Here is a 20,349-nt window from a genome sequence, read left to right as displayed (position 1 = left end):
AGTGATCGACTGGGAAGCGGCGCGGGCATTCACTCAGGAAGCCTGCGCCGAGATTTTTGACTACACGCCTCTCCGCATTCAGCCGCGGACGGGTGGCGTTTCGGTCAATCACAAGACCGCCGACGATCCCGATCGAGTGGCGTTCGATTTCCTCGGCACTATCGACCTGGAGCCGCCGGCGGATCGGATGCCTCGGCATCTGCCCGGCGATCCCGGCGTGAAGAACGGTACGGTCGCGTACGACGCGGTGCTGACGGCACTGACGACGGAGTGGCCCTATCAGCCGAAGCGGGGCGATCTGGTGATCGAGATTGCTGCCGGCGGTGTCACCTGGCGGATCGAGGCCAGTGAAAAAGACGGGTCGGCGCGACCGGCCTGGTATCTGGTGAGGAATAAATAATGCTTGCTGCCGAGGCGCTGCGCCTTGCTGCCGTCGAAGTGCTTTGCCCGACGGCGGCGAGCCTTGCCGGGTCGGGGTTTCCGACGCTTGCGGGGCGGCTCGTCTATGACAGCAGGGCTGCCGCGGTCGAGGATCTCGATCGGACGAAGCCTTATACGCCAACGCTAACACTTCACACCGCAGAGAGTGGTGTCGCGCTGCGCGGGCCGATGGCTGCGGCCGACGATACCGAGGCCGATGCGGTGCTCGATGTCGTGGCGCAGCTCGCTGTCGTGGCGGACGATGACGACGGCGAGTTTGTCGATGCGATGGCGGAGACGGATTCGGATGCGCGCCTGGTGTTGGCAGCACTCTGCGCGCAGGTCCGCCTTCACCTCGAGCGCAGCCAGGACGGCGGCTTGTGGCGGACGTTGGTGCGGCGGATCGTCAAGATTGAGGCTCAGACCTTCGCCGTGCCGAACCTCGGGCTGCGCTGGCAGCGCGTGACGATGCGGTTCCATTGCGAGATCCGCGACGACGATTTCGACATGACCGGCGGCGGGCTGCCGCAGCCGATACGGCGCCTCTATGAGGCGCTGCCTGACCAATCTTATGCCAAGGCCAAGCTTGCTGCGCTGGCCTCGCATTTCCCGGCCGAGGTCCTGCCGCCCTTCGAGGGCGGGGATGCATACGGTCCCGAGACCTGAAGCCGTCGTCACGACCGGAGATCACGACCATGTCTGAAAAGATCTACATCCCCGCCAAGAAGGGGGAGCGCATTCCCATGCCCGGCAACCAGCCGGACTGGCCGGCTGATGGGCGGACGGTGAATTTCGCCAGCCCCTACGAGGCCCGCCTCGTCGCCGACGGCACGCTCAAGCTGAAACCGGCCTCGGACGATCCCGAACAGAAACCCACAGCCAAGAGGACGAAGTAAATGGCTTCGAACATTCCAGCCAACCTGACCGCGCCGATCTTCGCCTTCGATACACAGTCGGGCGGGCAGTTCCAGAGCGAAACCCGGATGATCATCCTGGCGCATGGCCTGGCGGTCGGCAAGCTTGCCGAAGGGCAGATCGCCATCTGCAACACCCGTACCGATGCGCGGTCGCTCGCCGGCGCCGGCTCGATGCTGGAAGCGATGTTCATTGCAGCCAGGCGCAATGCGCCGTCGCAGGAAATCTGGATCGGCCGCGTCGCCGATAGCGGGACCGCCGAGATCCGCACGATCACCGTCGGCGCGCCGCCGGCGGCCGGCGGGCAGGGCATCCTGCAGATCGCCGGGGAGTCCATCTCGCTGGAGCTTGCCGCTGGTATGACCGCAAACGCGGTTGCGACCGCGCTCGCCGCCGCCATCAACGGCTATTACAACCGGCTGACGGGCATGTCGCTGCCGTTCACCGCCACGGCCGCGACCAATGTCGTGACGCTGACGGCACGGCATAAGGGGACTTATGCCAGTGGCCTCGATATTTTCGTCCCGGTGCTCGATACCGTGAATGCCTTCGTCGGCCTCTTCACGTTCGCGACCACGACGGCCGGCGCCGGTACGCCGTCGCTTGCCAATATCCTGGCTGCGATGAACGACGATCCTTTCGAGATCATCGTTTCCGCCTTCGACGACGGCACCAACCTCGACCTGCTGAACAGCTTCCTCGGCGAGGTCTCCGGCCGCTGGTCCTATATCCAGCAGCTCTACGGCCACGCCTTCTATCCGAAGACAGACACGTCGACGAACCTGGTCACCTTCGCGCTTGCGCGTGACACCTGGCACCTGACGATGGTCCCGCGCTTTACCGATGGCGGCAATGCCGAGCCGGGCTATATCTGGGTCGCTGCCGTGGTGGGCCGCATTGCGGCATGGCTCGGCGGCGGTGCGAACGGCGACGTTTCGCGAAACCAGTCTGGCCTGATCGTCGAAGGCATCTCCGCGCCTCGTGATCGCGCCTACTGGATGGACTATGCGACGCGCGACGCGATGCTGAAGAACGGCGTCAGCACCTGGAACGTCAACCGCAGCGGCCAGGTGACGATCGACAAGATCATCACCCAGCAGCAGACGACGAACGGCGCGCCGGATACGACATTCCGGGATATCCAGACGGTCTATCAGCTGACCTATGCGCTGAAGAAATTCCGCGCCGCTCTCGCCTACGAGCATTCCAACAAGGCGATCGCCGACAGCAATCCGCAGAACCTCGACGCGCTCACCACGGTGAAGGATATCAAGGCGACGCTGTTCCACACCTATCGCGAGATGGCGGGCGTTCTGGAGAATTCCGAGGAGGCGCTGCTGAGCATGGTGGTAGAGCGGGACACCGACAATCCGAACCGCGTCAACATGCGGCTGCCGCTCGATGTCGTCAATCCGCTCGACATCCTCGCCGGTCTCGCGGTCGTCTACAGCCAGTTCCGCGACGCGGCCTAAACCCTCTCAAGCTGAAGGATCAATCATATGGGCAAGGATTTCGGCGGGCGCATGCTGGTGCGCCTCTCTGACGGTACTGTCATGTCGATGCGCGGCACGTTCAGCGTCAATACGGCCGGCCAGTCGAATGAGGCGGTCACCAACCAGGACGGCAGCAGCGATCGCATCGGCACGCCGATGCCCTATCGCGCCTCGGCCACCTTCCGCGACGACAATGCAGATCTCGGCGCGCTGATGCGGGCACCGCGGCTGAACGTGACGATCTTCGAGGAGTTCTCCGGGGTCACGCATTATTTCACCAATGCGTTTTTCACCGGCGATCCGGAGTCCAATCGTCTGAACGGCGAGCTGACCAACCTGACGGTCAATTCCGAGCAGTATAACCGGAGCACCGGCTGATGGAGCCCGTCAAGCTTTCGAAGAGCTATACCGAGAACGGCATCACCTTCGACAGCGTCGAACTCCGGGAGCCGACCTATAAGGAAATCTTCCGATCCGGTCTCGGCCGGCCGAACGACTGGCAGCCGACGCAGCATGGGCCGATGTTGGTCAGATATCCCGAAGTGGTGGATGCCTATCTGGAACGCATCTGCGTCAATCCCGGCTATGAGCATATCGGATGCCTCAATGCCGTCGACTCCCTCAAACTGGAAGAGGCGGTGGTCGGTTTTTTTCGGGAATTGCCGTCGCCGAAGACATCGCAGACGGATTGATTTTCGCCTTGGGATGGACGGTCGAACGGGTCGAAGCCATGACGCCGTCCGACATCTTCTACTGGGGCGATCGCTTTCTGAAATTCAAGGAAAGACGTAAGGGCTGATGCGCGAAGTCGAAGCAAGGCTGAAGATCTCGGCCGTCGACCGCACCGGGCAGGTCTTCAAGTCGGTCGCCGGCAAGATGGACCAGGTGAACCGGCGGGCGGGCGAGTTCAACAAGAACCAGGCGGCGCTGGCGCGCACGCAGGAGCGCATGGCGGCCGTCGGCCGTATAGGCGCAGTCGCCGGCGTCGCTCTTGCAGCGGGCGCCCGCGCGGCTGTTATCGATTTCGCTGCCGTCGAGCGCCAGATGGAGCGGATCGGCATCACTGCGGATGCCAGCGCCGAGCAGACGAAGGCTGCCTTCCAGAACCTGCAGCAGGTGACGAAGCAATTCGCCATCCCTCTCGACGACGGTATCAGTGCGCTCGATACGCTGGTTTCCTCCGGCCTCAGCCTGCAGGAGGCGATGGCCTTTCTGCCTTCGGTGCTTGCAACGGCGCAGGCCTCGGGCGCGGCGACGGAAGATATCGCCAACACGGCGATCAAAGCCTCTTCGGCGCTGAAAATTCAGGCGAGCGACATGCAGCGTGCCTTCGACGTCATGGTCGCCGGCGGTAAGGCGGGCCAGTTCGAATTGAAGGACATGGCGGCCTTCATTCCCGAGCTCGCCAATTCCTTCTCTTCTCTCGGCTATAGCGGTCAGGATGGCCTTAAGCAGTTGATCGCACTGTTGCAGACGCTACGTGAGGACACCGGCTCGGCAGGAGCGGCTGCCACCCAGGCGCAGAACATCTTTGGCAAGATGTATTCGTCGGATACGGCGAAAAAGTTTTCCGATTTCGGCATAGATCTGCGCAAGCAGATGGAGGCTGCCAAGAAGAACGGCGAGGACGCAGTTTCGGCTTTCGTGCGTCTATCGAAGGAGGCGGTGAAGGGCGATCTCAGCAAGCTGCCGCTGCTGTTTACCGACCAGGAATTCCGCCTCGGCATGCAGTCGCTGATGACCAGCGCCGACAGCTATAAGAAGTTCATCGACGCGGTGAACAGTTCGAAGGTCGACGGGACAGTCTTCCGCGACGTCGATCGCGTGCTCGAGGGAACGCAGTCGAAGATCGACCAGCTTTCGAGCGATTGGGAGAAGCTTAAGCTTTCGTTTGGTGAGACGGTTGCGCCGGCGGCTTCGACCGTCATGCAGAGCATTTCCCGCGGGCTGGACTACGACAATGCCAAACAGGAAGGCGCGAAGAAGCGCGGCTATTCCTGGCTGCGCCGAAATCTGGGGTTCACCACAGATTCCGAGGCCGACGATCTCGCCTATGAGGGCGGGTATCGCAATGAGGAATGGCTGAAAACCTATCGGCAGAACAAGTATCTGCGCGGCGCGGTTCGGCCTTCGACGGGCCGGCAAAGCGCGCCTGTTGTCACGCCGGAGTTTCCGGGTGGCGGGAGGAACTTCGGGCCGAAGAACATGCCCGGGGCCGATGCGCCCGTTCCGATGGCGCGCCCGGCCGGCGTTTCGCCGATCGCCGACATGCAGAGGCAGTATCGGGAATATGGCCGCGGTCGGCAGATCGCCGAGTCGTTCACCTCGCAAATCGGAACCGATGTTCTCGGTCCGATGGAGCGGAGGCTGGAAACCGCCGCCAAGTCGGTTGCGGACGGCGGCAAAGAGGGGGCGGATGCGATTACCGGCTCGGCCGACAAGATAAGATCGGCAGGAACCGACGCGGGATCTTCGATCTCGACGGCTGCGGCCAAGCTCGAGGCGGCGGCGCAGGCCCTGGCTGGCGCCTTGTCGAAGGGTGTGTCGCTCGTGCGGTCGTCGACCGCCGCTGCGGTCAACGCCAATACCGGCCGCAGCATGGCGCCGGCGCCTCCGAACGCGCCAAGCGGCGGCGGCGGAGGGTTCTGACTAGTTTCGAATGTCTTCGTTCGGCACCATGCCCCTACAGCCGGCGTTCGATCCGCTCGTAATGAGAACAGTCGATGAGAAGAAGCCGCCATCCGTGACTACCGCGTTCGTCCCCGCATCCACCATACAACTCATCAAGCGAATGATAAGTTGTGGATTGGTCTTCATCACGCCGGAGCTGATAAGATTAACCGCTTCGCTGAAGGCATCATTATCTCGCCAGATGAATACGTTGCTTGAGCCTGAGCGGCCTAGACTAACCTGTCTGGCCTCGGCAACGCTGGTGAAAAGAAGAAGAAAGAGAATTGCGAGGCGCATGTCTGGCTCCGATCTACCGATGATTGAAACTATATAGTGGTTTAACTGATGCGCAACTGGCAAAAAACGCTGCGCCCCGCCAGCTTCAGCGGCGTTTCTTTCTTCGTCGACTATGACGAGCTGACGGCGGGCAAACGCCTGGCGTTCCACGAAGTAGCCGGCGGGCGGCAGACTGTCGTCGAGGAGCTGGGGCTTTCGACGTCGGTCTACGACGTCACGCTCTACCTGCTTGGCGATGCGTCCGATGCGCAGGCGTTGGCTTTGCAGGCGGTGATGCTGGCACCCGGTCCCGGCTTCCTGATGTTGCCGATGGACGGCGCGATGATGGCGACGGCGCAGGGCTTCCGGCGCACGCGCGCCAAGGATCGGTTCGGCTATGTCGCTTTCGACGCGACATTCATTCCGGCCGTCAATGACGGCGGCGCCGTGCTCTCGCTCGGCGATGTCACCGCGACCGTTGCGGCCGGCATTGCTGCTGCGGCCAGCCAGTTTGCACGTTTTTTCTGAGAGGTTTCATGGCAGCGGACAGGCAGACGGTGCTGGCATGGCTGGCGGATCTGGCGGCGACCATTGTCAGCGATGTCGACGATCTCGCCGACGTCACCGCGCGGATCGCCGCTGCGCCTAGTCTCGATGCGGCGGCTTTTGCAACCGAATCGCTGGGGCTGACGCGGGTCATCGCCGAGAGCGTGACAGCGCCGGCCGATTTCGACCGGTTTTCGGTACCGGGGACGGCCACGGGCGAGACCGCGCAGGCCTTCGCGGTTTTGGTTGCGATGGGTTCGGCGATCGCCGGTTGTAGGGCGGAATGGCCGTCGCGGCCGACAGCGCGGCGGGCGCGATCGCAGGTTTCATCCGCCGGCGATGCAGGAGCTGCGGCCGCCAGTACTCTCGGCGGGGACGGCGCCGATCTGTACGCGTGGCTGACCGCCGTCACCGCCATTTCCTGCCGCCTGGTCTCGGAAATCGCCGCCGACGCGGCGCCGGTCATCAGGATCGATACCGGCATTTCCCTGCCGTCGACCGTGCTGGCATATCAGCTCTACGGCGATGCGGCTCGCGCCGGTGCGCTTGTCGATCTGGCAGGCTCGGCGACGCCGATGGTGATGCCGACGCTATTCGATGCGCTTGCTTCGTAGGCCTAGCAGATGCTGGAAGAACTGACGATTACGGGCTTGCCGCCGTATAAATCCATCTCGATCACATCCTCGGCCGAGGAAGCGGTGCGCAATGCCACGATCGACCTGGTGCCGGCTGGGAGCGGCGTTCCGGTTCGGCCGGGGCAGGCTGTGACGATCAAGGCGGGCGGCGACCTGCTCCTGACCGGCTACGTCAGAGACGTGCAGCCGAGCCACGATGCAGTCGACCGGAAGCTGTCAGTGACTTTGGTCTCGCGGACGGTCGACGCGACCGAGTGTTCCGTCGATCACCCGACAGGCGAAGTCCTAAAGCAGGATCTCGCCGGCATTGCCAAAACCTTCGATACGCTCGGCGTCGGCGTCGAGAGCGATGGCAGCCTGCCTGTCGAGCCGCGGCATAAGCTCCGGACGGGCGAGACGCTGTTTGAGACGATCGAGCGGCGCGCGCGCGGCCGCGGCATCCTAATCTACGACACGCCGAAGGGAAAACTGAAACTTGCCACGAAGCCAGAGGGGACCCATTCCGGCGGGCTGATCTGGGGCAAGAACATCGAGCAGGCCTCGTCGTCGATCACCGAGTACGGGCGTCACAGCGAAGTCCGCGTGCGCGGCCAATCCACCGACGGCACGGACAAGCAGCAGCTGCGGCCCGAGGCGGTGGCTCGTGATGCCGGCGTTTCGCGCAAGCGGCCGCTGATCATCGCCCATGAAGGCGAGACCACGATCGACCGGATCAAGAAGCGCGCCGACTGGCAGGTCAAACGCGGCGCCGGCTATGCCGCGACGGCCTCGATCACGACGACTGGCTGGCGCGATGGCGGTGGGGTGATCTGGCAGCGCAACTGGCTTGTCTATGTCGAGGATCCATGGATCGGCATCGAGGGAATGATGGTGATCAAGAGCGTGACGCTCACACAGGACAGTTCCGACGGCGGACAGGGAACGGTGGCGATGCTTTCTCTGGCCGATCCGCGGGCGCTCGGCGGCGAGAACCCGCGCGGCAAGACGGCGGACGCCTATGGGGCGCCTGGAGCAATCACCCCGGAGTATGAGGATCAATGAGCGGGCGGCGGATAGAACTCGACGGCGAGAATGTCGAGAAGGGTGGGCAGCAGTTCGTTTCCGGGCGCGGCCTGTTCAATGACGGTTACACCAAGATCCACCGGATCGAGCCGCACGGCTTCGCCTCGATGCCGATCAAGGGAGCGAAAGCCTTTCTGCTGCAGCCGAATGGCGATGCAGATCAGGCCTACGTCTTCGGCGGCGAGCATCCCGACCACCGGCCGAACGATCTTCCTGGCGGCGGCACGGCGATCTACGACTCGAGCGGCAACATCATCAGCCTTGTCGGTACGGGCATCCGCGTGAAATCCGGCGGCGTGCTGATGGTGATCTCGCCGGCAGGTGTGGCGATCACCGGGGGCACGGTCACCCACAACGGAAAAGACATCGGCGACACGCATCGCCACGGCGGCGTCATTACCGGCGGCGATATCACCAGCGTTCCGGTTTGAGAAATCCGCGCCCGGCGGCTCCGGGCAAAACCAAAGGAGAAGTCGCATGAGCGAACAGAAGGCGACCGTCGTCAGGGCAAAGTTTCGTTGCCTGTCGGTCACCCATTTTGCCGACAATGGCCCGGATCCGCAGGCGGAAATCCGTTTCAACGCCGTCTACGGGACTGGCGAGGAAAACAAATCGTGGTCGAAGTGGACCCCGTCTGGTGAACTGAAGATGATGGTGACCAACCCGAGTGCGATCGAAGCGTTCGAACTCGGCAAATCCTACTACCTCGACTTCACTCCGGCCGAATAAGCCATGCTCAAGATCATTCCAGCCGATGATGCTGAAGAGCCGTACCGCTCGCCGGATCTCGGCTGGGATGGCCTCTCTGGCGATCTGATCCTTAACCCGCTGACGCATCCCGCTGCGCCTGGCGATTTCCGCGCTGAGCAGGGGCTGGCGACGCAGGTGCTGATCTCCCTAATGACCGACCGGCGTGTCGAGGCGAGCGAGCTGCCGTCCGGTGTGGAAAACCGGGGGTGGATCGGAGACAGCTTCGACACGGCCGAGGGCGAGACGCCGCTCGGCTCGAAACTCTGGCTGCTGCGCCGCTCGGCGCTTTACGAGGGCATCGAAGTCAAGGCTCAGGATTATGCCCGCGAGGCGCTGCAGCCGTTGCTCAGCCAAGGCGTTGTTGCCCGCATCGATGTGACGGCGACGGCAGACCGGCCGCTCAAGCGACTTGATCTCACCGTCTCGCTCTACGGCCGCGACGGCACCAAGCTTTACGACAACAAATTCGAACTCCTCTGGAGACAGATCGATGGCGTGGCAGATCCGCTCGCTTACTGAGGCATCCGCGCGAGTGCGCGGTGCCTTCCGGCAGTATCTGCCGGGCACCGACACGGCGCTTGCCAATAATTTCGTGACGATCTGCGTCAAGGTGCTGGCCGGGCTTGCGCACGAATTCGAACTTCGAATGGCCTACCTGGTCAAGCAGCTGTTCATCTCGACGGCAACCGGGCAATGGCTGGTGCAGCACTGCGCCGATATCGGCATCTTCCGCAAGCAGGCTTCGGCGGCCTCCGGCTTCATAGCGGGTACCGGCGCACCGCTTGCCACGTATCCCGCCGGCGTTCGCTTTGTTTCGGGTAGCATCACCTATCTTTCGACCGCGCCGGCGACGGCAGATGGTGCTGGCGCCTTGACCATGTCCGTCACCTCGGAGATCCGCGGTGCTGCAAGCAATCGCGACGCCGGCGGCCTGCTCGGCCTTGCCGACCCTGTGCTTTACCCTGATCTCTCCGATGAATGGGAAGTCGGCGACGCTGGTTTGGGCGGTGGCGCTGACGTCGAGAGCGACGACAGCCTGCGGGCACGAGGCCTGCAGCGCAAGCGCAACCCGCCTGGCGGCGGCACGCTGACGGATTATGAGCGCATTGCGCTCGCCGTGCCGGGCGTTCTGGCGGCGTGGGCTTTTCGCGGGTCTAACAGTATCGGTTCGATTTTCGTCTATTTTCTGTTTGCCGGGAGGGATGACTTCATTCCCGAGGCCGGCGACGTGGCGGCGGTGCAGGCGGCGATCGATGCGCAACGGCTGATCCGTGTGGATGACAGTGTGGCGGTGGCACCGATCGCGCATCCAGTCGATGTTACCATCTCCGGCCTCTCGGCCGACACGCCCGAAATTCGCGCGGCGATCGAGGCGGCGATTTCCGCCATGTTTCTCGCGCGCTGCCGACCGGGCATACCAGGCAACACCTTTACTTTGTCGCGATCCTGGATTTCGGAAGCGATCTCGACGGTGTCGGGCGAAGACCGCCACGTCCTGGTCGCGCCGGCCGCCGACATCGTGCTATCGGGCGGGGAGTTTCCGACGCTCGGGGTTGTGACCTATGCGTGATCCAGCGCTCAACTCCGTCACCACTGCGGCATCTGAGCTCGCCGACCTGGTGCCGGTTCCGGCACCATATGATGCGCTCGCCGCGCCGGGGAATGATGATCTGATTTCGGCTGGATTGGCGATGCTGCCGCAAGGTTCGGCCTGGTGCTCGCCTGATGGAGAGGCGGTTCCGCTCACTTCCAATCTCGCCCGCTTCATGCGGGTGCTGATCGACGGCTTCGTCTGGCTTTATGCCCGTGCCTGGGCGCTGGCCCGTAACGCCACCGTGCGCGGCGTCGACGAGCTGCTGGCCGACTGGGAAGCAGAATATGGGCTGCCCGACAATTGCGTGACCGGTGAGACCGGTATTGCCGAGCGGCTGCGGGCGCTGGAAGCCAAGGTCAACAGTCATGCGGCGATCACGCCCGGCGATTTCATCCGGGTGGCAGCCTCGTACGGTTTCGAAATCACGATCGAGGAGCCGGCGATTTTCGAATGCGGTTTTTCCGAATGTGGCGGCGATCACACGGTCGGCGACATGAGGCAGGAAACCTACTGGATCGTTCGCGTTACCGGGATCGCGGTCGACTATTTCACCTGCGGCCTTTCCGAATGCGGCTTCGATCCGCTGTTCGATTTCGGTGATGCCGAACGGCTGATCTGCATCTTGCGGCGGCTGGCGCCGGCGTGGACAACCCCCGTCCTGGTGGACGACTGATCACAAGAGGACATCATGAAGTATAATGCACCTTACGGTTCTGTTGATCCCAACGCCCCGTACGTCGATCGCGACACGCCGGCGGCCGTCACAGGGTCAAAGGTTCCGGCGGCGGCGCTCGAAACTACGCAGCGCGAGTTGGTCGCTCTAATCGGTGCGGCTGGCATAGTGCCGTCAAATACTGATCTCGCGCAGGCCGCAAAAGCGGTCCAGAGCGGCAAGATCAATTATGCGGCGGCAGGCGGCACTGCAAACGCGCTGAGTGCGGCACTCACGCTGGCCCCGACCGCCTATACAGTCGGGTTGCGCGTGGTTTTGCTGATCGCAGCGGCTAATACCGGCGCAGTTACGCTGAACTTGAACGGCCTCGGGGCGAAGGCTGTCACCAAGATCGACGGCAGCGCGCTGATGGCGAACCACTTGACGCCAGGTCTTGTTGACCTGGAATACGACGGAACCAAGTTTTTGGTTATGTCGGCGGCGCGCCCGGCGACGCAAGCGGAAGCTGATGCTGGCGTGAGTGACGCCGGATACATCACTCCGTTGATATCGGCGAAGAAGAAAGCTTCCTACATGTCGGCTGTCTCTGGCAGCCAGTCTATTCCGAGCGGCGTGTTCACCACCTTCACCAGTTTCGGCGCCGTTGCCACGCACTTTCAGGGTGCGAGCACCTTCGCATCCGGCCTGCTGACGATCGCGTCGGGCGATGAAGGCGTCTGGTATCTCGGTTTTTCTGCCCGGCAAAGTGGACTGGGCACCGCGGGACAGGCAACGCAGATAACTGTCAATGGTGTGGCGGTCGCCAGCGATGGCGCACAAACTTCTGGCAGCGGTGCTGTCGGCCACTCTTCACCCGGCGTGGCGGTGGTCCTCAATGTCGGAGACGTCGTAGCCTTCCAGGTCTCTCAGACCACGGGCGGCAATGTCACCTTCAACAGCTACAACCTTTCCGCCGCCCGTATTGGCGCCTCTTAAAGGAAGACTTACATGAGTCAGAAATTCGAACTTACGCCAGATGACGTGACGCTGATCTCTTCCACTGTTGATCTTTCAGGGGCCTTTTATGAGGATGGCTTCCTGGTGGCAGACGGCCATACAGCCGCTGCCGTCGAGACGATGCTTGCCAACGATGACTGGCGCGATAGGCAGGCTCCTGCACAATTGGCAAGATTGAAGACCATGCTCAAGGTTGAAATTGATGCTTCTGCAGAAGCGCAACGCCTCAAATACATCACGCCCGGCTCGGGACAGGCGCTGACCTACAGCCAAAAATCAGACGAGGCAAACCGGTATCTGGCGGCGACGTCGCCGGTCGCAGCAGATTATCCTTTGCTTTCCGCCGAGGTCGGTATCACTGCGTCCGACATCAGCGGGGTAGCTGCTGTTGTCAAGGCGGCGTTTGCGCAATGGCAGGTCATTGGCGCCCACATAGAGGCGAGCCGCCTCAGAGCTAAAGCCTCCATCGAAGAGGCTAGTACAGAAGAGGCCGCAAGGGCCGCGGCGGCGGCAGTGGTGTGGCCCTAGCGGGCAAGCACGTACTGCCGTTGCTCCATCATTGCAGCAAGGTTGCTCGACGCAATTCTGTGCCCGTAGAACTTGGCGCCGGCTAGCGTCCAGTGACCGTAGTCAAAGATGTTCAAATTCCCATTAGCGTCGACGATATCGCAAGTGCTGCCATCCTCACAAATCCATCCATCCTTGCTGAAAAACGGGACGGCTATCTGGGTGGTGATAGCCGCGAGCTTTGCATTCGTGATATCGGTGCGATGATTGCGGTTTTTGGCCGCATACTTGGACAATCCAACCGGATCGTCGACGCGACCGTATTCGTGTATCAGATCCGGAACAGGTCGAAATTCTACGGTGTTACCCAGCACAATGACTTTGCCGAAGCTGCTTTGCGACCGAACCCATGAAGTAAAATAGTGAAGGTTTTCTATTCCAATATCATCCCATCTGGTTGATATCAGGATGTAATCGGCACCGCGGCTTCGGGCTGATTCCTTGAAAGCGGGGACTTCTTCGTTACAAAGACCTTGGACCTCATGGCTTATCGGGGGGGCGGTCATGACCGTCGGTGCGAACATGAAGAAGCAGGCATCATCAAGTCTCATGCTTCTAAACTCAAGGTCAGGAAAAGAAGGCCTGTTCAGATAGACTGCGTTGAAGAAGTCCGCCTGATGAGAGTCCCCCACGATGAGGACTTTGATGCCGGGCTCTTGAGAGAAAGGCTCTCGGCCGACGGTGTTGTTGAGGAGGTAGTTTTTCTTTGTGTCGAACGGTTGAAGCTGCCGCGCCACCTCCTCTGGTAGGCGCCAAGGCCAGCCGTTGGTCAGATTTGCATTGGTGGCCATTCCAACAAGAGTTAGGGAACAGGCAACAGATCCGATCGCCAGACGCCTTGTCTTCTGCTCTGTGGATAGTCCGTACCGAAATTTGACTTCCACAAAGTGATACAGCGAAGCGGCGGCAAAGAAGATCACGACCGCAGCTAACAATCGGTCTAGATCGGTCAGCTCGCCATGTTTTGCCATCGTGAAGAACACGATGATCGGCCAATGCACGAGATACAGAGAATAACTTCTGCGGCCGATTTCAACGAGCGGGCGCTGAGAAAGTGCAGATGCTGCGATTGTGCCAGGCCCAAAGAAAATGATGAGCGCGGTGCCGATCGTCGGCGCCAGTGCATACCAGGATGGGAACGGCGTTTGCTCATTAAAGGCCGATAACGCCAATACTATAAGGCCGGCTCCCGCCAGCGCTCCCAAATTGGAGACCCTGGCGCTGAGTGTTTTTGTGGAAGTGGCGAGGGACGCAATTGCGCCAATGCCGAATTCAAAGACCCGGAAGTGAAGAAGGAAAAACGTGGCATTTGCCGCCTTGTCGCTGAACAAGTAACTGGCGGCAAGGCTTGCAACGGACAGTATCACGATGAAAAGAAATAGATTAGATCGCCACTTCGTCGTTCGAAAGATCAGGTAAAACATGGCAGGCCAAAGCAAATAGAACTGTTCTTCGACCCCTAGCGACCAGGTGTGAAGCAACGGCTTTGAAACTGATGCCGCGTCAAAGTACCCGGTCTGCATCCAAAAATAGATATTCGACACTGATAAGACCGAGAACACGGTCGATGCCCCCGCAGACGCGAGACTTGCTGGCGACATTGTGATGGTCGACCATACGAAAGTTCCAAGGAGCGTAGCGAGCAAGGCGGGCAACAACCGTTTTGCTCTACGCCAGTAGAAATTTGAGAACGTGAATGCGCCCGTTTCGAGGTCTGCGGCAATCATGCCCGAAATAAGGAAGCCGCTTATCACAAAGAAAATGTCGACGCCGACAAAACCGCCCGGCATCCAATTTGGGTTGAAATGAAAAATGATGACAGCTGTCACCGCAACCGCGCGCAGGCCATCAATGTCCGACCGGTACTTCAAAGGTCTTTTATCCTCGGCATCTCGCCTTCCGTCCCTTCACATCGTGCCGCATTTTCATATGCAACCAAAGCGCTGCCTTCAATAGCTTTTAGCAACGCAGCGCTTTCTTCATAGGATCATCCATGGAAATCGGATTTAGCGTCTCCTCTGGAGCGAGCGCCAACGGCGTGCCCGGGCTCATCACCATGCTCAAGACGCTGACGCTCGATGCGGACAGCTTCTATGCCGGCGATGGGCCTGGCACGCTGATCGGCGCGATCGGCAACCGGCAACCGCGCTCGACGCTGTCGATCTGGCAGGATAACGGCAGCTTCGCGCTCGACGAGGACGGCAATCTTCTGGTCGGCGACGAGCCTTCGGAAGAGGGTGGGATCTCGGTCACCATCATCGAAACCTTGCCCGAGGCGGCCAACAGCCCACGGCGCACGTCCTTCACGTTGACGGTGCTGCCGCCGATCGTCCCCGCCCTCGATTTCAGCATTTCCCGCAACTCCCAATATATTGGACAGGTGATCTGACATGGCCGAAGTACCCTCTATTGTCGTCAAGGATGCCAGCAACACGGACCGCGAGGTGGCGACGATCACCGCGCTGATCGCAATTATCGGCGAAGTCTTGGCATCGCCGACTGCCAATACCGTTCAGGATCGGCTGAAGACGCTCGCCAGTATCCTTGGCGAGGTGCAGGCATCGCCGACAGCCAATACGCTGCAGGATCGGCTCAAGACGCTTGCGGCGCTCATTGGCGAGGTCCAGGCCAATCCGACGGCGAATACGCTGCTCGATCGCCTCAAGTCGATCGCCACGGCGCTCGCCTCAACGCTGGCGGTCAACCAGGTCTCGGCCGCGGCCGATGTTTCGCAGAGCTTCACCCGGCAGAACAACACGACGGCATATACTGCCGGCGCCGTCGTCGGAGCTGCTGCGGCCGCGCTGCAATTCCCAGGCCTCGGCAAGGCCGGCGGGGCGTCGATCATGCTGGTCAGCGCGCAGCTCGAGGCTGACGTCGCCACGCCGCCGGCGACGGCATTCCGCCTGCATCTCTACAGCGCCACGCCGCCGTCGGCGCCGGCTGACGCCGCGGCTTTCGATGTGCCGTCTGGCGACCGAAACACCTATCTCGGCTTTATCGATATTCCGGCGCCTACCGATATCGGCTCGATCGCGCTGACCGAGGTCAACAATATCGGCAAGCAGATCAGGGTCACCGGCGCCGATGTCTTCGGCGTGCTTCAGGCCGTTTCGGCCTACACGCCGACAGCTCTGGCCGTCTACAAGATAACGCTTCATCGCGTCGAGGTCTGATCGCAATGGCGCTGACCAATCGAAAAATGCGGGCGATTCTTGCCCACGCCGCTGGGCGGGGCCTGGGTGGCTATCCCCAGTTCTACAACCCGATTATCGGCACTGCTGGGGATAGTCTGATCCAGCACGGTGTCGATGGTTCGGCCCCTGGCACGCTCAATGCCCACCAGACGAACGCCGGCGAGCTCGTTCTGGCGCAGCAGCTGCATCAGCGCTTCCGTCACGACAACTGGCCGTTTGACACCACGACAATGACGCCGGCGAACGATCGCTATACGACAGGCGCCAACCAGGCCATTTCTGGATCCGATGTGGTCAGCCATCGCACAATGATCCTGAACTACCTGCTACCGATGAAGCCGCACATCGTCTTCTATCGGCCTACCATCAACAGCACGGTCGGTAGCGGAACCGGCGCGGCAACGGCGGCATATGTCATCGCCACGTTTGAGATGATCATTGCCAGTGGCTCCTACGTTGCCCTCGGTACCTTGCCGCCGTGGGTCAATGACGCAGCAAATGCGTTCAATGGAGCCGACAATCTCGCCAACCGAGCCGTGATCAATGCGGCCATCAAAGCCTATGCGGCGACACTGCCGAAATCCAAGGGCCTGTTTATCGACTATGATGACGCCCTTGATCCGCTCCGGACGGGTTGGACCGATCGTGCAAACATGTCGGACTATATCCACCTTGGGACGCAGGGCGCGCTTAAATGCGCTCGCCTCATTAATCAGGCGCTGGATCTCATCATCCCGCCGAGAAACTACGCGCTCGAGCTCTGGAACACCGGCCTGAACAAGTATCCCTACGCTAAGCTTGAAGGCAACGGCGGCGTCACTGCCAACGGAACCGGCTCCACACCGACCGGGATGCGGACTCAGCGTGGCGGGACCGGCAGCTCTACGCTTGCCCTCTCCTCCGAAGATAATTTGGAGACGGGTGGCAAAACTCGTATCTTCGACATCACTGGCGTCGGTACCGGGGCAACGGCTTATTATCAGCTCGGCATTGGGACGACGGGCGATTTTACCGTCACGGGCCAAACCGGCCAATGGGTACGGTCTATGGCCGAAATCGAGGTCATGGGCAACGATGCGCTTCTGGTCCCTCAGCTTTGGGCAAACGGCCGTCGCGCGCTCTACGACAACGGCTGGAGCGGCCTCATCGGCGATGCGCAGCAGCAGACATATTGGCTGGTCACGGACGCCGTCCAGGTCGGGTCCGACACCGCCAACCTGTCGATCCGTCTCTATCCGAATGCCGATCGTGCCATCGCAAGCGGAAATGCAACGATGCGTGCAAAGGTCAAGCGTCTGGGGTATTTCTTCGTGGAGAATCCACGCCTGGCTTACGCCTGAGCCTAATTCCCATCATCACGCAATCCGCCGCCGCGAGTCGGCAATTTCCCCTTTTATCCGGAGACCACCATGAGCCGTATCACCGCTCAGCAGATTCGCGCGGCCGCGAAAGGCCCTGTGAACGAGAGCAACATGAAATCCGTCCTCGTCTCCCTCGATCGCTACGGCGAGGATTTCGGGATGAACCGGCTGCATCGCCTGGTGCAGTATCTGGCGCAACTGATGCACGAGAGCGGCGACTTTCGCTACGATCGGGAGATCTGGGGGCCGACGCCGGCGCAGAAGCGGTATGATAGCCGCGCGGATCTCGGCAACACGCCAGCCCTCGATGGCGACGGCAAGAAGTATGCCGGCCGCGGGCCGATCCAGCTCACTGGTGCAGCCAACGTCAAGGCGTTTCACGACTGGTGCGATGATAGCGGGTTGAACCCGCCCGACTTCGTCGCCAATCCCGATCTGATCAACACCGATCCCTGGGAAGGGCTGTCGGCTCTTTACTATTGGAACACCCACAATCTGAACCGCTGGGCCGACCAGGGCGACATCGAGACGATCACCAAGAAGATCAACGGTGGCATGAACGGCTTTGCCGATCGCGTCGGCCATCTGGCCCGGCTCTCCCTCGTTGTGCTCGGCTATGCGCCCGATGCGATCAGGCAGTTCCAGTCGGCAAGCGGCCTGAGCGCCGACGGCGATATTGGGCCGAAGACGCGCGCGGCCTTGCACAAGGCGCTGCTGGCGGCTGACGGCGTGCCGATGGCGGCGGCCGGCATCATGGCGGCGCCGGTCGTCGAGGAGAAGGTCGTGGTGCCACATGCCGTCGAGGGCGAGGTGAAGAAGAAGTTCAGCCTGCTCGGCTGGGTTGGTAGCGCCTTCGGCGGCGGTGGCGGCCTCGGCCTTGCAGCGCTGACCGGCTTCGACTGGCGGGCGCTGCTGGTGATCATCGTGGCGGCGCTCGCGGTGGCGATCGGCGGCCTGGTGCTGCGCCATTACATCATCGCGGCGATCAAGGACATCCGTTCGGCGGTGGAGAGCTGAGATGTTTTCCGGCCTCGCGCTCAAGATCATCGCCGGCGCCGTCGCGCTCGGCGCTGTCCTGTTCCTCGTCCACAAGATCCGTGAGAGCGGCGCCGACAGTGTGCGGGCCGCCATCGAAAGGCAGAACAATGAAGCGGGCAAAGCTGCTGATGAAAGCGTGCTTGATTATGATGCCTGCCGCGATGCTGGCAGGGTGTGGGACTTCGGGGCCGGCAGATGTGTCGGGCCTGCGCCGGGTCGTCGGAACTGATCTGATCGGCGCGCGCGGCGCCACTGATGCCGAACAGCGCAAGATCGACAGAACCGTGGTGCGGCTTTGCGCAGGCGGCGTCTGGTCGCGCAAGGAATGCAGCCTGCACGGCGAAAAGCTGGCCAATTACGACGACATTCACTGAAAAACTTAAATCCGAAATGCGCATTCGAGGGGCGGGGAAGTTGGCACCAGCGGAAGACGGAACCATGCATCGTGAAATAGGTATGTTGACGGCGAAGGTCGACATGATCCTCGAGGGGGTCCGGCGATCTGAAGAGAAGGCGGACGTCAGCAGGGCGTCGATGCATCGACGCATGGACGAGATCGTTGACCGCGTGAGCAAGGTCGAAACCGCGACGGCAACCGTCAAGGAAGATATCGATGAGATAAAGCCGACCGTCGATGACGTGAAGATGTGGAGACAGCGTGGCATTGGCGCCCTGGCGATCGTCGGCATAGGAGCGTCGGCCCTGACCTTTCTTCTTACGAAGTTCGGAGCCCCACTTCTGTCATGGGCGACCAGCCGATAGCTCGATATTGTTCCATGCGATCACCGCCCGCCAGGTCTCGTGTTCGCGTTGCCTGGCGGGGTCGCGGAAAAATGGCGGTGTGTCGACCGTGAGTATCTCCCCGCATTTCGGGCAAGAGATCGCTGTGGCGGGTTCGCGGATAACTTTCGCGATTCCGCCGCAGCTGCAGCGGCGCAGGCGCGGCGTGGTGTCCTCGATCGCCGGCGGCTGCCACCGCATCATTATTATCCCTTCCGGCGCGCGTTCTCTGCTTCTGTCCGCTTTTGGATCAGGCGAGATTTCAGCTTTTCGATTTCGGTAATCACGTCAACAAAATCATCGTCGCTGGATAATATGTCAGAAAACGACGCCTCCAGACGAGCGACAATCTCCGCGTTCAAAGATCGCTTCGATTTGCGGGCAGCTTCTTCCACGCGAGCCCTTAGTTCCGGCAGCAATCGCAGGCCAAAAGGGGTGATGTTACCGATTTTTTCGGCTGGCGGCTTTTTGGAACTCATAGCATCACTTTGTAGCGAAAGTGCAGTTGACATCAATCGCTTCAAGATGTTGCTATAGCGACACTGTGTTGCTAATTTAGGGGTGTCCCATGAACAGCAAGATAACGCCATTTGGGCTGAGAATGCCAAGCGACATCAACAAATGGGTGGAGGAAGAGGCCGCGCGAAATTTGAGATCGAAGAACGCCGAAATCGTGATGGCGCTTAAAGAGAAAATGCAACGGCAGGAACAGGAAAAAGGCGAAGTATCGGTCTAGTAAAACCGGCTTCCCCTGCCTGTGAACATAAAACAGCAAGGAAATATGGCATGCAAAAAATACGCGAGGCTGTGCCGGACGGAAACAGGCGGCGGTTTCTGTCTCTTTCGGGCATGGTTGCGGTGGCCGCGGCCGTTCCGGCCGTTCCGCAATCGGGCGGCTTTGTCGACCAAACGATACTCTGGCTTCGTGAGCGCTTCATGCAGGAGGCGCAGCGTTTCGTCTCAGCGAATGGCGCGAGCAATATCTCGGCCGAGCGGATGGGGAGAATCGCGCACGTCATGGCGGAGCTGCCGGCCGGCAGCGATCGTGCAATCGACGCCAAGCGTGGCGTTGCGGTCTGGGAAGGCGAGATCGGCGGAGAGCGTGTCTCCTACAATGTTATGACGAAGTTTGAGCTGGCCGCCTCGGTCAGCCGTGATGAGAAGAGAGTTGCGGCCGGTTAGGATACCTTGTCCGGCCGGCGGGGTTTAAACTCCTCGGGAAAATGCTCCCAGCACCACCAGTGAGGCGGCTCTCCCTTTGTGGCGCTGCGACCGAAGCCGCCCCACTCATCGCAGCCATCCCGCTCGCAAAAATGCACGTACATTTCCGGCGCCGTTGTCAGTGCCGTCTTATCAGTGTCACTCATTACCTATTT

At 61.1% G+C, this 20,349-nt stretch carries 29 protein-coding genes; 25 read left to right on the top strand and 4 right to left on the bottom strand.

All coding sequences use genetic code 11. From position 1 onward, the window contains the following. Position 1: 1 nt before the first annotated feature. From QWJ46_RS16770 to QWJ46_RS16740, 7 genes are all read left to right on the top strand, one after another. On the top strand, positions 2-400 hold the full coding sequence (locus QWJ46_RS16770; RefSeq protein ID WP_302752194.1) for a hypothetical protein: 399 nt from the start codon (positions 2-4) through the stop codon (positions 398-400). Then, the gene (locus QWJ46_RS16765) at positions 400-1,086 is read left to right on the top strand and encodes a hypothetical protein (protein ID WP_302752193.1); all 687 of its coding nucleotides are present in this window, start codon (positions 400-402) and stop codon (positions 1,084-1,086) included. The genes QWJ46_RS16770 and QWJ46_RS16765 overlap by 1 nt, the downstream gene beginning before the upstream one ends. A 29-nt stretch (positions 1,087-1,115) precedes the next feature. Beyond that, entirely contained in the window at positions 1,116-1,316 is a 201-nt protein-coding gene (locus QWJ46_RS16760; RefSeq protein ID WP_302752192.1) for a hypothetical protein, read from the top strand. Then, positions 1,317-2,807, top strand: coding sequence for a phage tail sheath subtilisin-like domain-containing protein (locus tag QWJ46_RS16755; RefSeq protein WP_302752191.1), 1,491 nt, complete (start codon positions 1,317-1,319; stop codon positions 2,805-2,807). Between the two features lie 27 nt (positions 2,808-2,834). Then, on the top strand, positions 2,835-3,206 hold the full coding sequence (locus tag QWJ46_RS16750; RefSeq protein ID WP_085858491.1) for a phage tail tube protein: 372 nt from the start codon (positions 2,835-2,837) through the stop codon (positions 3,204-3,206). Further along, positions 3,206-3,520: a phage tail assembly protein gene (locus tag QWJ46_RS16745; RefSeq protein WP_302752190.1), complete on the top strand. Its 315-nt coding sequence runs from the start codon at positions 3,206-3,208 to the stop codon at positions 3,518-3,520. The genes QWJ46_RS16750 and QWJ46_RS16745 overlap by 1 nt, the downstream gene beginning before the upstream one ends. Before the next feature lie 106 nt (positions 3,521-3,626). Next, complete coding sequence (locus QWJ46_RS16740; protein ID WP_302752189.1) at positions 3,627-5,477, top strand: phage tail tape measure protein; 1,851 nt, start codon at positions 3,627-3,629, stop codon at positions 5,475-5,477. On the opposite strand, the gene QWJ46_RS16735 is transcribed toward QWJ46_RS16740, so the two are convergent. After that, positions 5,478-5,795 carry a hypothetical protein gene (locus QWJ46_RS16735; RefSeq protein ID WP_302752188.1) on the bottom strand — a complete coding sequence of 106 codons (318 nt, stop codon included), beginning with the start codon at positions 5,793-5,795 and terminating at the stop codon, positions 5,478-5,480. A gap of 48 nt (positions 5,796-5,843) precedes the next feature. Here QWJ46_RS16735 and QWJ46_RS16730 point away from each other — a divergent pair, with 48 nt between their 5' ends. The 10 genes from QWJ46_RS16730 to QWJ46_RS16685 are packed head-to-tail and all read left to right on the top strand — an operon-like array spanning position 5,844 to position 12,558. Then, positions 5,844-6,302 carry a DNA circularization N-terminal domain-containing protein gene (locus QWJ46_RS16730; RefSeq protein WP_302752187.1) on the top strand — a complete coding sequence of 153 codons (459 nt, stop codon included), beginning with the start codon at positions 5,844-5,846 and terminating at the stop codon, positions 6,300-6,302. An 8-nt stretch (positions 6,303-6,310) separates the two neighbouring features. Then, positions 6,311-6,934 carry a hypothetical protein gene (locus QWJ46_RS16725; RefSeq protein WP_302752186.1) on the top strand — a complete coding sequence of 208 codons (624 nt, stop codon included), beginning with the start codon at positions 6,311-6,313 and terminating at the stop codon, positions 6,932-6,934. A 9-nt stretch (positions 6,935-6,943) separates the two neighbouring features. Next, positions 6,944-7,996, top strand: a complete 1,053-nt coding sequence (locus QWJ46_RS16720; protein WP_302752185.1) for a phage baseplate assembly protein — start codon at positions 6,944-6,946, stop codon at positions 7,994-7,996. After that, the gene (locus tag QWJ46_RS16715) at positions 7,993-8,448 is read left to right on the top strand and encodes a phage baseplate assembly protein (protein WP_302752184.1); all 456 of its coding nucleotides are present in this window, start codon (positions 7,993-7,995) and stop codon (positions 8,446-8,448) included. Before QWJ46_RS16720 ends, QWJ46_RS16715 begins: the two co-directional genes overlap by 4 nt. 46 nt (positions 8,449-8,494) lie before the next feature. After that, the gene (locus QWJ46_RS16710) at positions 8,495-8,746 is read left to right on the top strand and encodes a hypothetical protein (protein WP_302752183.1); all 252 of its coding nucleotides are present in this window, start codon (positions 8,495-8,497) and stop codon (positions 8,744-8,746) included. Between the two features lie 3 nt (positions 8,747-8,749). Then, positions 8,750-9,286 carry a phage GP46 family protein gene (locus tag QWJ46_RS16705; RefSeq protein WP_302752182.1) on the top strand — a complete coding sequence of 179 codons (537 nt, stop codon included), beginning with the start codon at positions 8,750-8,752 and terminating at the stop codon, positions 9,284-9,286. Further along, positions 9,258-10,337: a baseplate J/gp47 family protein gene (locus tag QWJ46_RS16700; RefSeq protein WP_302752181.1), complete on the top strand. Its 1,080-nt coding sequence runs from the start codon at positions 9,258-9,260 to the stop codon at positions 10,335-10,337. The genes QWJ46_RS16705 and QWJ46_RS16700 overlap by 29 nt, the downstream gene beginning before the upstream one ends. Further along, positions 10,330-11,034 (top strand): putative phage tail protein, encoded by a 705-nt coding sequence (locus tag QWJ46_RS16695; protein ID WP_302752180.1) that lies wholly within the window; start codon positions 10,330-10,332, stop codon positions 11,032-11,034. The genes QWJ46_RS16700 and QWJ46_RS16695 overlap by 8 nt, the downstream gene beginning before the upstream one ends. 15 nt (positions 11,035-11,049) lie before the next feature. Then, complete coding sequence (locus QWJ46_RS16690; protein ID WP_302752179.1) at positions 11,050-12,009, top strand: hypothetical protein; 960 nt, start codon at positions 11,050-11,052, stop codon at positions 12,007-12,009. 12 nt (positions 12,010-12,021) lie between these two features. Continuing rightward, positions 12,022-12,558: a hypothetical protein gene (locus QWJ46_RS16685; RefSeq protein ID WP_302752178.1), complete on the top strand. Its 537-nt coding sequence runs from the start codon at positions 12,022-12,024 to the stop codon at positions 12,556-12,558. On the opposite strand, the gene QWJ46_RS16680 is transcribed toward QWJ46_RS16685, so the two are convergent. Next, positions 12,555-14,468, bottom strand: coding sequence for an acyltransferase family protein (locus tag QWJ46_RS16680; RefSeq protein WP_302752177.1), 1,914 nt, complete (start codon positions 14,466-14,468; stop codon positions 12,555-12,557). The genes QWJ46_RS16685 and QWJ46_RS16680 overlap by 4 nt on opposite strands. Before the next feature lie 122 nt (positions 14,469-14,590). Here QWJ46_RS16680 and QWJ46_RS16675 point away from each other — a divergent pair, with 122 nt between their 5' ends. From QWJ46_RS16675 to QWJ46_RS16650, 6 genes are all read left to right on the top strand, one after another. Continuing rightward, complete coding sequence (locus QWJ46_RS16675; RefSeq protein ID WP_302752176.1) at positions 14,591-14,986, top strand: hypothetical protein; 396 nt, start codon at positions 14,591-14,593, stop codon at positions 14,984-14,986. Position 14,987: 1 nt separating this feature from the next. Next, complete coding sequence (locus QWJ46_RS16670) at positions 14,988-15,773, top strand: hypothetical protein (protein ID WP_302752175.1); 786 nt, start codon at positions 14,988-14,990, stop codon at positions 15,771-15,773. 5 nt (positions 15,774-15,778) lie between these two features. Then, positions 15,779-17,134, top strand: coding sequence for an SGNH/GDSL hydrolase family protein (locus QWJ46_RS16665; RefSeq protein WP_302752174.1), 1,356 nt, complete (start codon positions 15,779-15,781; stop codon positions 17,132-17,134). Positions 17,135-17,203: 69 nt separating this feature from the next. Then, complete coding sequence (locus QWJ46_RS16660; protein ID WP_302752173.1) at positions 17,204-18,172, top strand: peptidoglycan-binding protein; 969 nt, start codon at positions 17,204-17,206, stop codon at positions 18,170-18,172. A gap of 128 nt (positions 18,173-18,300) precedes the next feature. Further along, the gene (locus tag QWJ46_RS16655) at positions 18,301-18,567 is read left to right on the top strand and encodes a hypothetical protein (protein WP_302752172.1); all 267 of its coding nucleotides are present in this window, start codon (positions 18,301-18,303) and stop codon (positions 18,565-18,567) included. Between the two features lie 64 nt (positions 18,568-18,631). Further along, complete coding sequence (locus QWJ46_RS16650; RefSeq protein ID WP_302752171.1) at positions 18,632-18,955, top strand: DUF1515 family protein; 324 nt, start codon at positions 18,632-18,634, stop codon at positions 18,953-18,955. Between the two features lie 224 nt (positions 18,956-19,179). Here the strand turns inward: QWJ46_RS16650 and QWJ46_RS16645 are convergent, their stop codons facing one another. Further along, positions 19,180-19,485: an Arc family DNA-binding protein gene (locus QWJ46_RS16645; protein WP_302752170.1), complete on the bottom strand. Its 306-nt coding sequence runs from the start codon at positions 19,483-19,485 to the stop codon at positions 19,180-19,182. Between the two features lie 56 nt (positions 19,486-19,541). Between QWJ46_RS16645 and QWJ46_RS16640 the strand changes: the two genes are divergently transcribed. Then, on the top strand, positions 19,542-19,709 hold the full coding sequence (locus QWJ46_RS16640) for an Arc family DNA-binding protein (RefSeq protein WP_302752169.1): 168 nt from the start codon (positions 19,542-19,544) through the stop codon (positions 19,707-19,709). A gap of 50 nt (positions 19,710-19,759) precedes the next feature. After that, positions 19,760-20,155, top strand: a complete 396-nt coding sequence (locus QWJ46_RS16635; RefSeq protein WP_302752168.1) for a hypothetical protein — start codon at positions 19,760-19,762, stop codon at positions 20,153-20,155. Here QWJ46_RS16635 and QWJ46_RS16630 read toward each other — a convergent pair. Beyond that, positions 20,152-20,340 (bottom strand): hypothetical protein, encoded by a 189-nt coding sequence (locus QWJ46_RS16630; RefSeq protein WP_302752167.1) that lies wholly within the window; start codon positions 20,338-20,340, stop codon positions 20,152-20,154. The genes QWJ46_RS16635 and QWJ46_RS16630 overlap by 4 nt on opposite strands. Positions 20,341-20,349: the final 9 nt, after the last annotated feature.

Origin of the sequence: Rhizobium sp. CBN3 (assembly GCF_030518245.1) — a bacterium.
GTDB lineage: Bacteria > Pseudomonadota > Alphaproteobacteria > Rhizobiales > Rhizobiaceae > Rhizobium > Rhizobium aethiopicum_A.
Note: the sequence above shows the minus strand (reverse complement) of the source record. Positions and strands in the feature narration are given on the sequence as shown.

Coding starts and splice junctions, on each gene's coding strand:
- QWJ46_RS16765 (WP_302752193.1), top strand. CDS start 400: ATGCTTGCTGCCGAGGCGCTGCGCCTTGCTGCCGTCGAAGTGCTTTGC.
- QWJ46_RS16760 (WP_302752192.1), top strand. CDS start 1,116: ATGTCTGAAAAGATCTACATCCCCGCCAAGAAGGGGGAGCGCATTCCC.
- QWJ46_RS16755 (WP_302752191.1), top strand. CDS start 1,317: ATGGCTTCGAACATTCCAGCCAACCTGACCGCGCCGATCTTCGCCTTC.
- QWJ46_RS16750 (WP_085858491.1), top strand. CDS start 2,835: ATGGGCAAGGATTTCGGCGGGCGCATGCTGGTGCGCCTCTCTGACGGT.
- QWJ46_RS16745 (WP_302752190.1), top strand. CDS start 3,206: ATGGAGCCCGTCAAGCTTTCGAAGAGCTATACCGAGAACGGCATCACC.
- QWJ46_RS16740 (WP_302752189.1), top strand. CDS start 3,627: ATGCGCGAAGTCGAAGCAAGGCTGAAGATCTCGGCCGTCGACCGCACC.
- QWJ46_RS16735 (WP_302752188.1), bottom strand. CDS start 5,795: ATGCGCCTCGCAATTCTCTTTCTTCTTCTTTTCACCAGCGTTGCCGAG.
- QWJ46_RS16730 (WP_302752187.1), top strand. CDS start 5,844: ATGCGCAACTGGCAAAAAACGCTGCGCCCCGCCAGCTTCAGCGGCGTT.
- QWJ46_RS16725 (WP_302752186.1), top strand. CDS start 6,311: ATGGCAGCGGACAGGCAGACGGTGCTGGCATGGCTGGCGGATCTGGCG.
- QWJ46_RS16720 (WP_302752185.1), top strand. CDS start 6,944: ATGCTGGAAGAACTGACGATTACGGGCTTGCCGCCGTATAAATCCATC.
- QWJ46_RS16715 (WP_302752184.1), top strand. CDS start 7,993: ATGAGCGGGCGGCGGATAGAACTCGACGGCGAGAATGTCGAGAAGGGT.
- QWJ46_RS16710 (WP_302752183.1), top strand. CDS start 8,495: ATGAGCGAACAGAAGGCGACCGTCGTCAGGGCAAAGTTTCGTTGCCTG.
- QWJ46_RS16705 (WP_302752182.1), top strand. CDS start 8,750: ATGCTCAAGATCATTCCAGCCGATGATGCTGAAGAGCCGTACCGCTCG.
- QWJ46_RS16700 (WP_302752181.1), top strand. CDS start 9,258: ATGGCGTGGCAGATCCGCTCGCTTACTGAGGCATCCGCGCGAGTGCGC.
- QWJ46_RS16695 (WP_302752180.1), top strand. CDS start 10,330: ATGCGTGATCCAGCGCTCAACTCCGTCACCACTGCGGCATCTGAGCTC.
- QWJ46_RS16690 (WP_302752179.1), top strand. CDS start 11,050: ATGAAGTATAATGCACCTTACGGTTCTGTTGATCCCAACGCCCCGTAC.
- QWJ46_RS16685 (WP_302752178.1), top strand. CDS start 12,022: ATGAGTCAGAAATTCGAACTTACGCCAGATGACGTGACGCTGATCTCT.
- QWJ46_RS16675 (WP_302752176.1), top strand. CDS start 14,591: ATGGAAATCGGATTTAGCGTCTCCTCTGGAGCGAGCGCCAACGGCGTG.
- QWJ46_RS16670 (WP_302752175.1), top strand. CDS start 14,988: ATGGCCGAAGTACCCTCTATTGTCGTCAAGGATGCCAGCAACACGGAC.
- QWJ46_RS16665 (WP_302752174.1), top strand. CDS start 15,779: ATGGCGCTGACCAATCGAAAAATGCGGGCGATTCTTGCCCACGCCGCT.
- QWJ46_RS16660 (WP_302752173.1), top strand. CDS start 17,204: ATGAGCCGTATCACCGCTCAGCAGATTCGCGCGGCCGCGAAAGGCCCT.
- QWJ46_RS16655 (WP_302752172.1), top strand. CDS start 18,301: ATGAAGCGGGCAAAGCTGCTGATGAAAGCGTGCTTGATTATGATGCCT.
- QWJ46_RS16650 (WP_302752171.1), top strand. CDS start 18,632: ATGCATCGTGAAATAGGTATGTTGACGGCGAAGGTCGACATGATCCTC.
- QWJ46_RS16645 (WP_302752170.1), bottom strand. CDS start 19,485: ATGTCAACTGCACTTTCGCTACAAAGTGATGCTATGAGTTCCAAAAAG.
- QWJ46_RS16640 (WP_302752169.1), top strand. CDS start 19,542: ATGAACAGCAAGATAACGCCATTTGGGCTGAGAATGCCAAGCGACATC.
- QWJ46_RS16635 (WP_302752168.1), top strand. CDS start 19,760: ATGCAAAAAATACGCGAGGCTGTGCCGGACGGAAACAGGCGGCGGTTT.
- QWJ46_RS16630 (WP_302752167.1), bottom strand. CDS start 20,340: ATGAGTGACACTGATAAGACGGCACTGACAACGGCGCCGGAAATGTAC.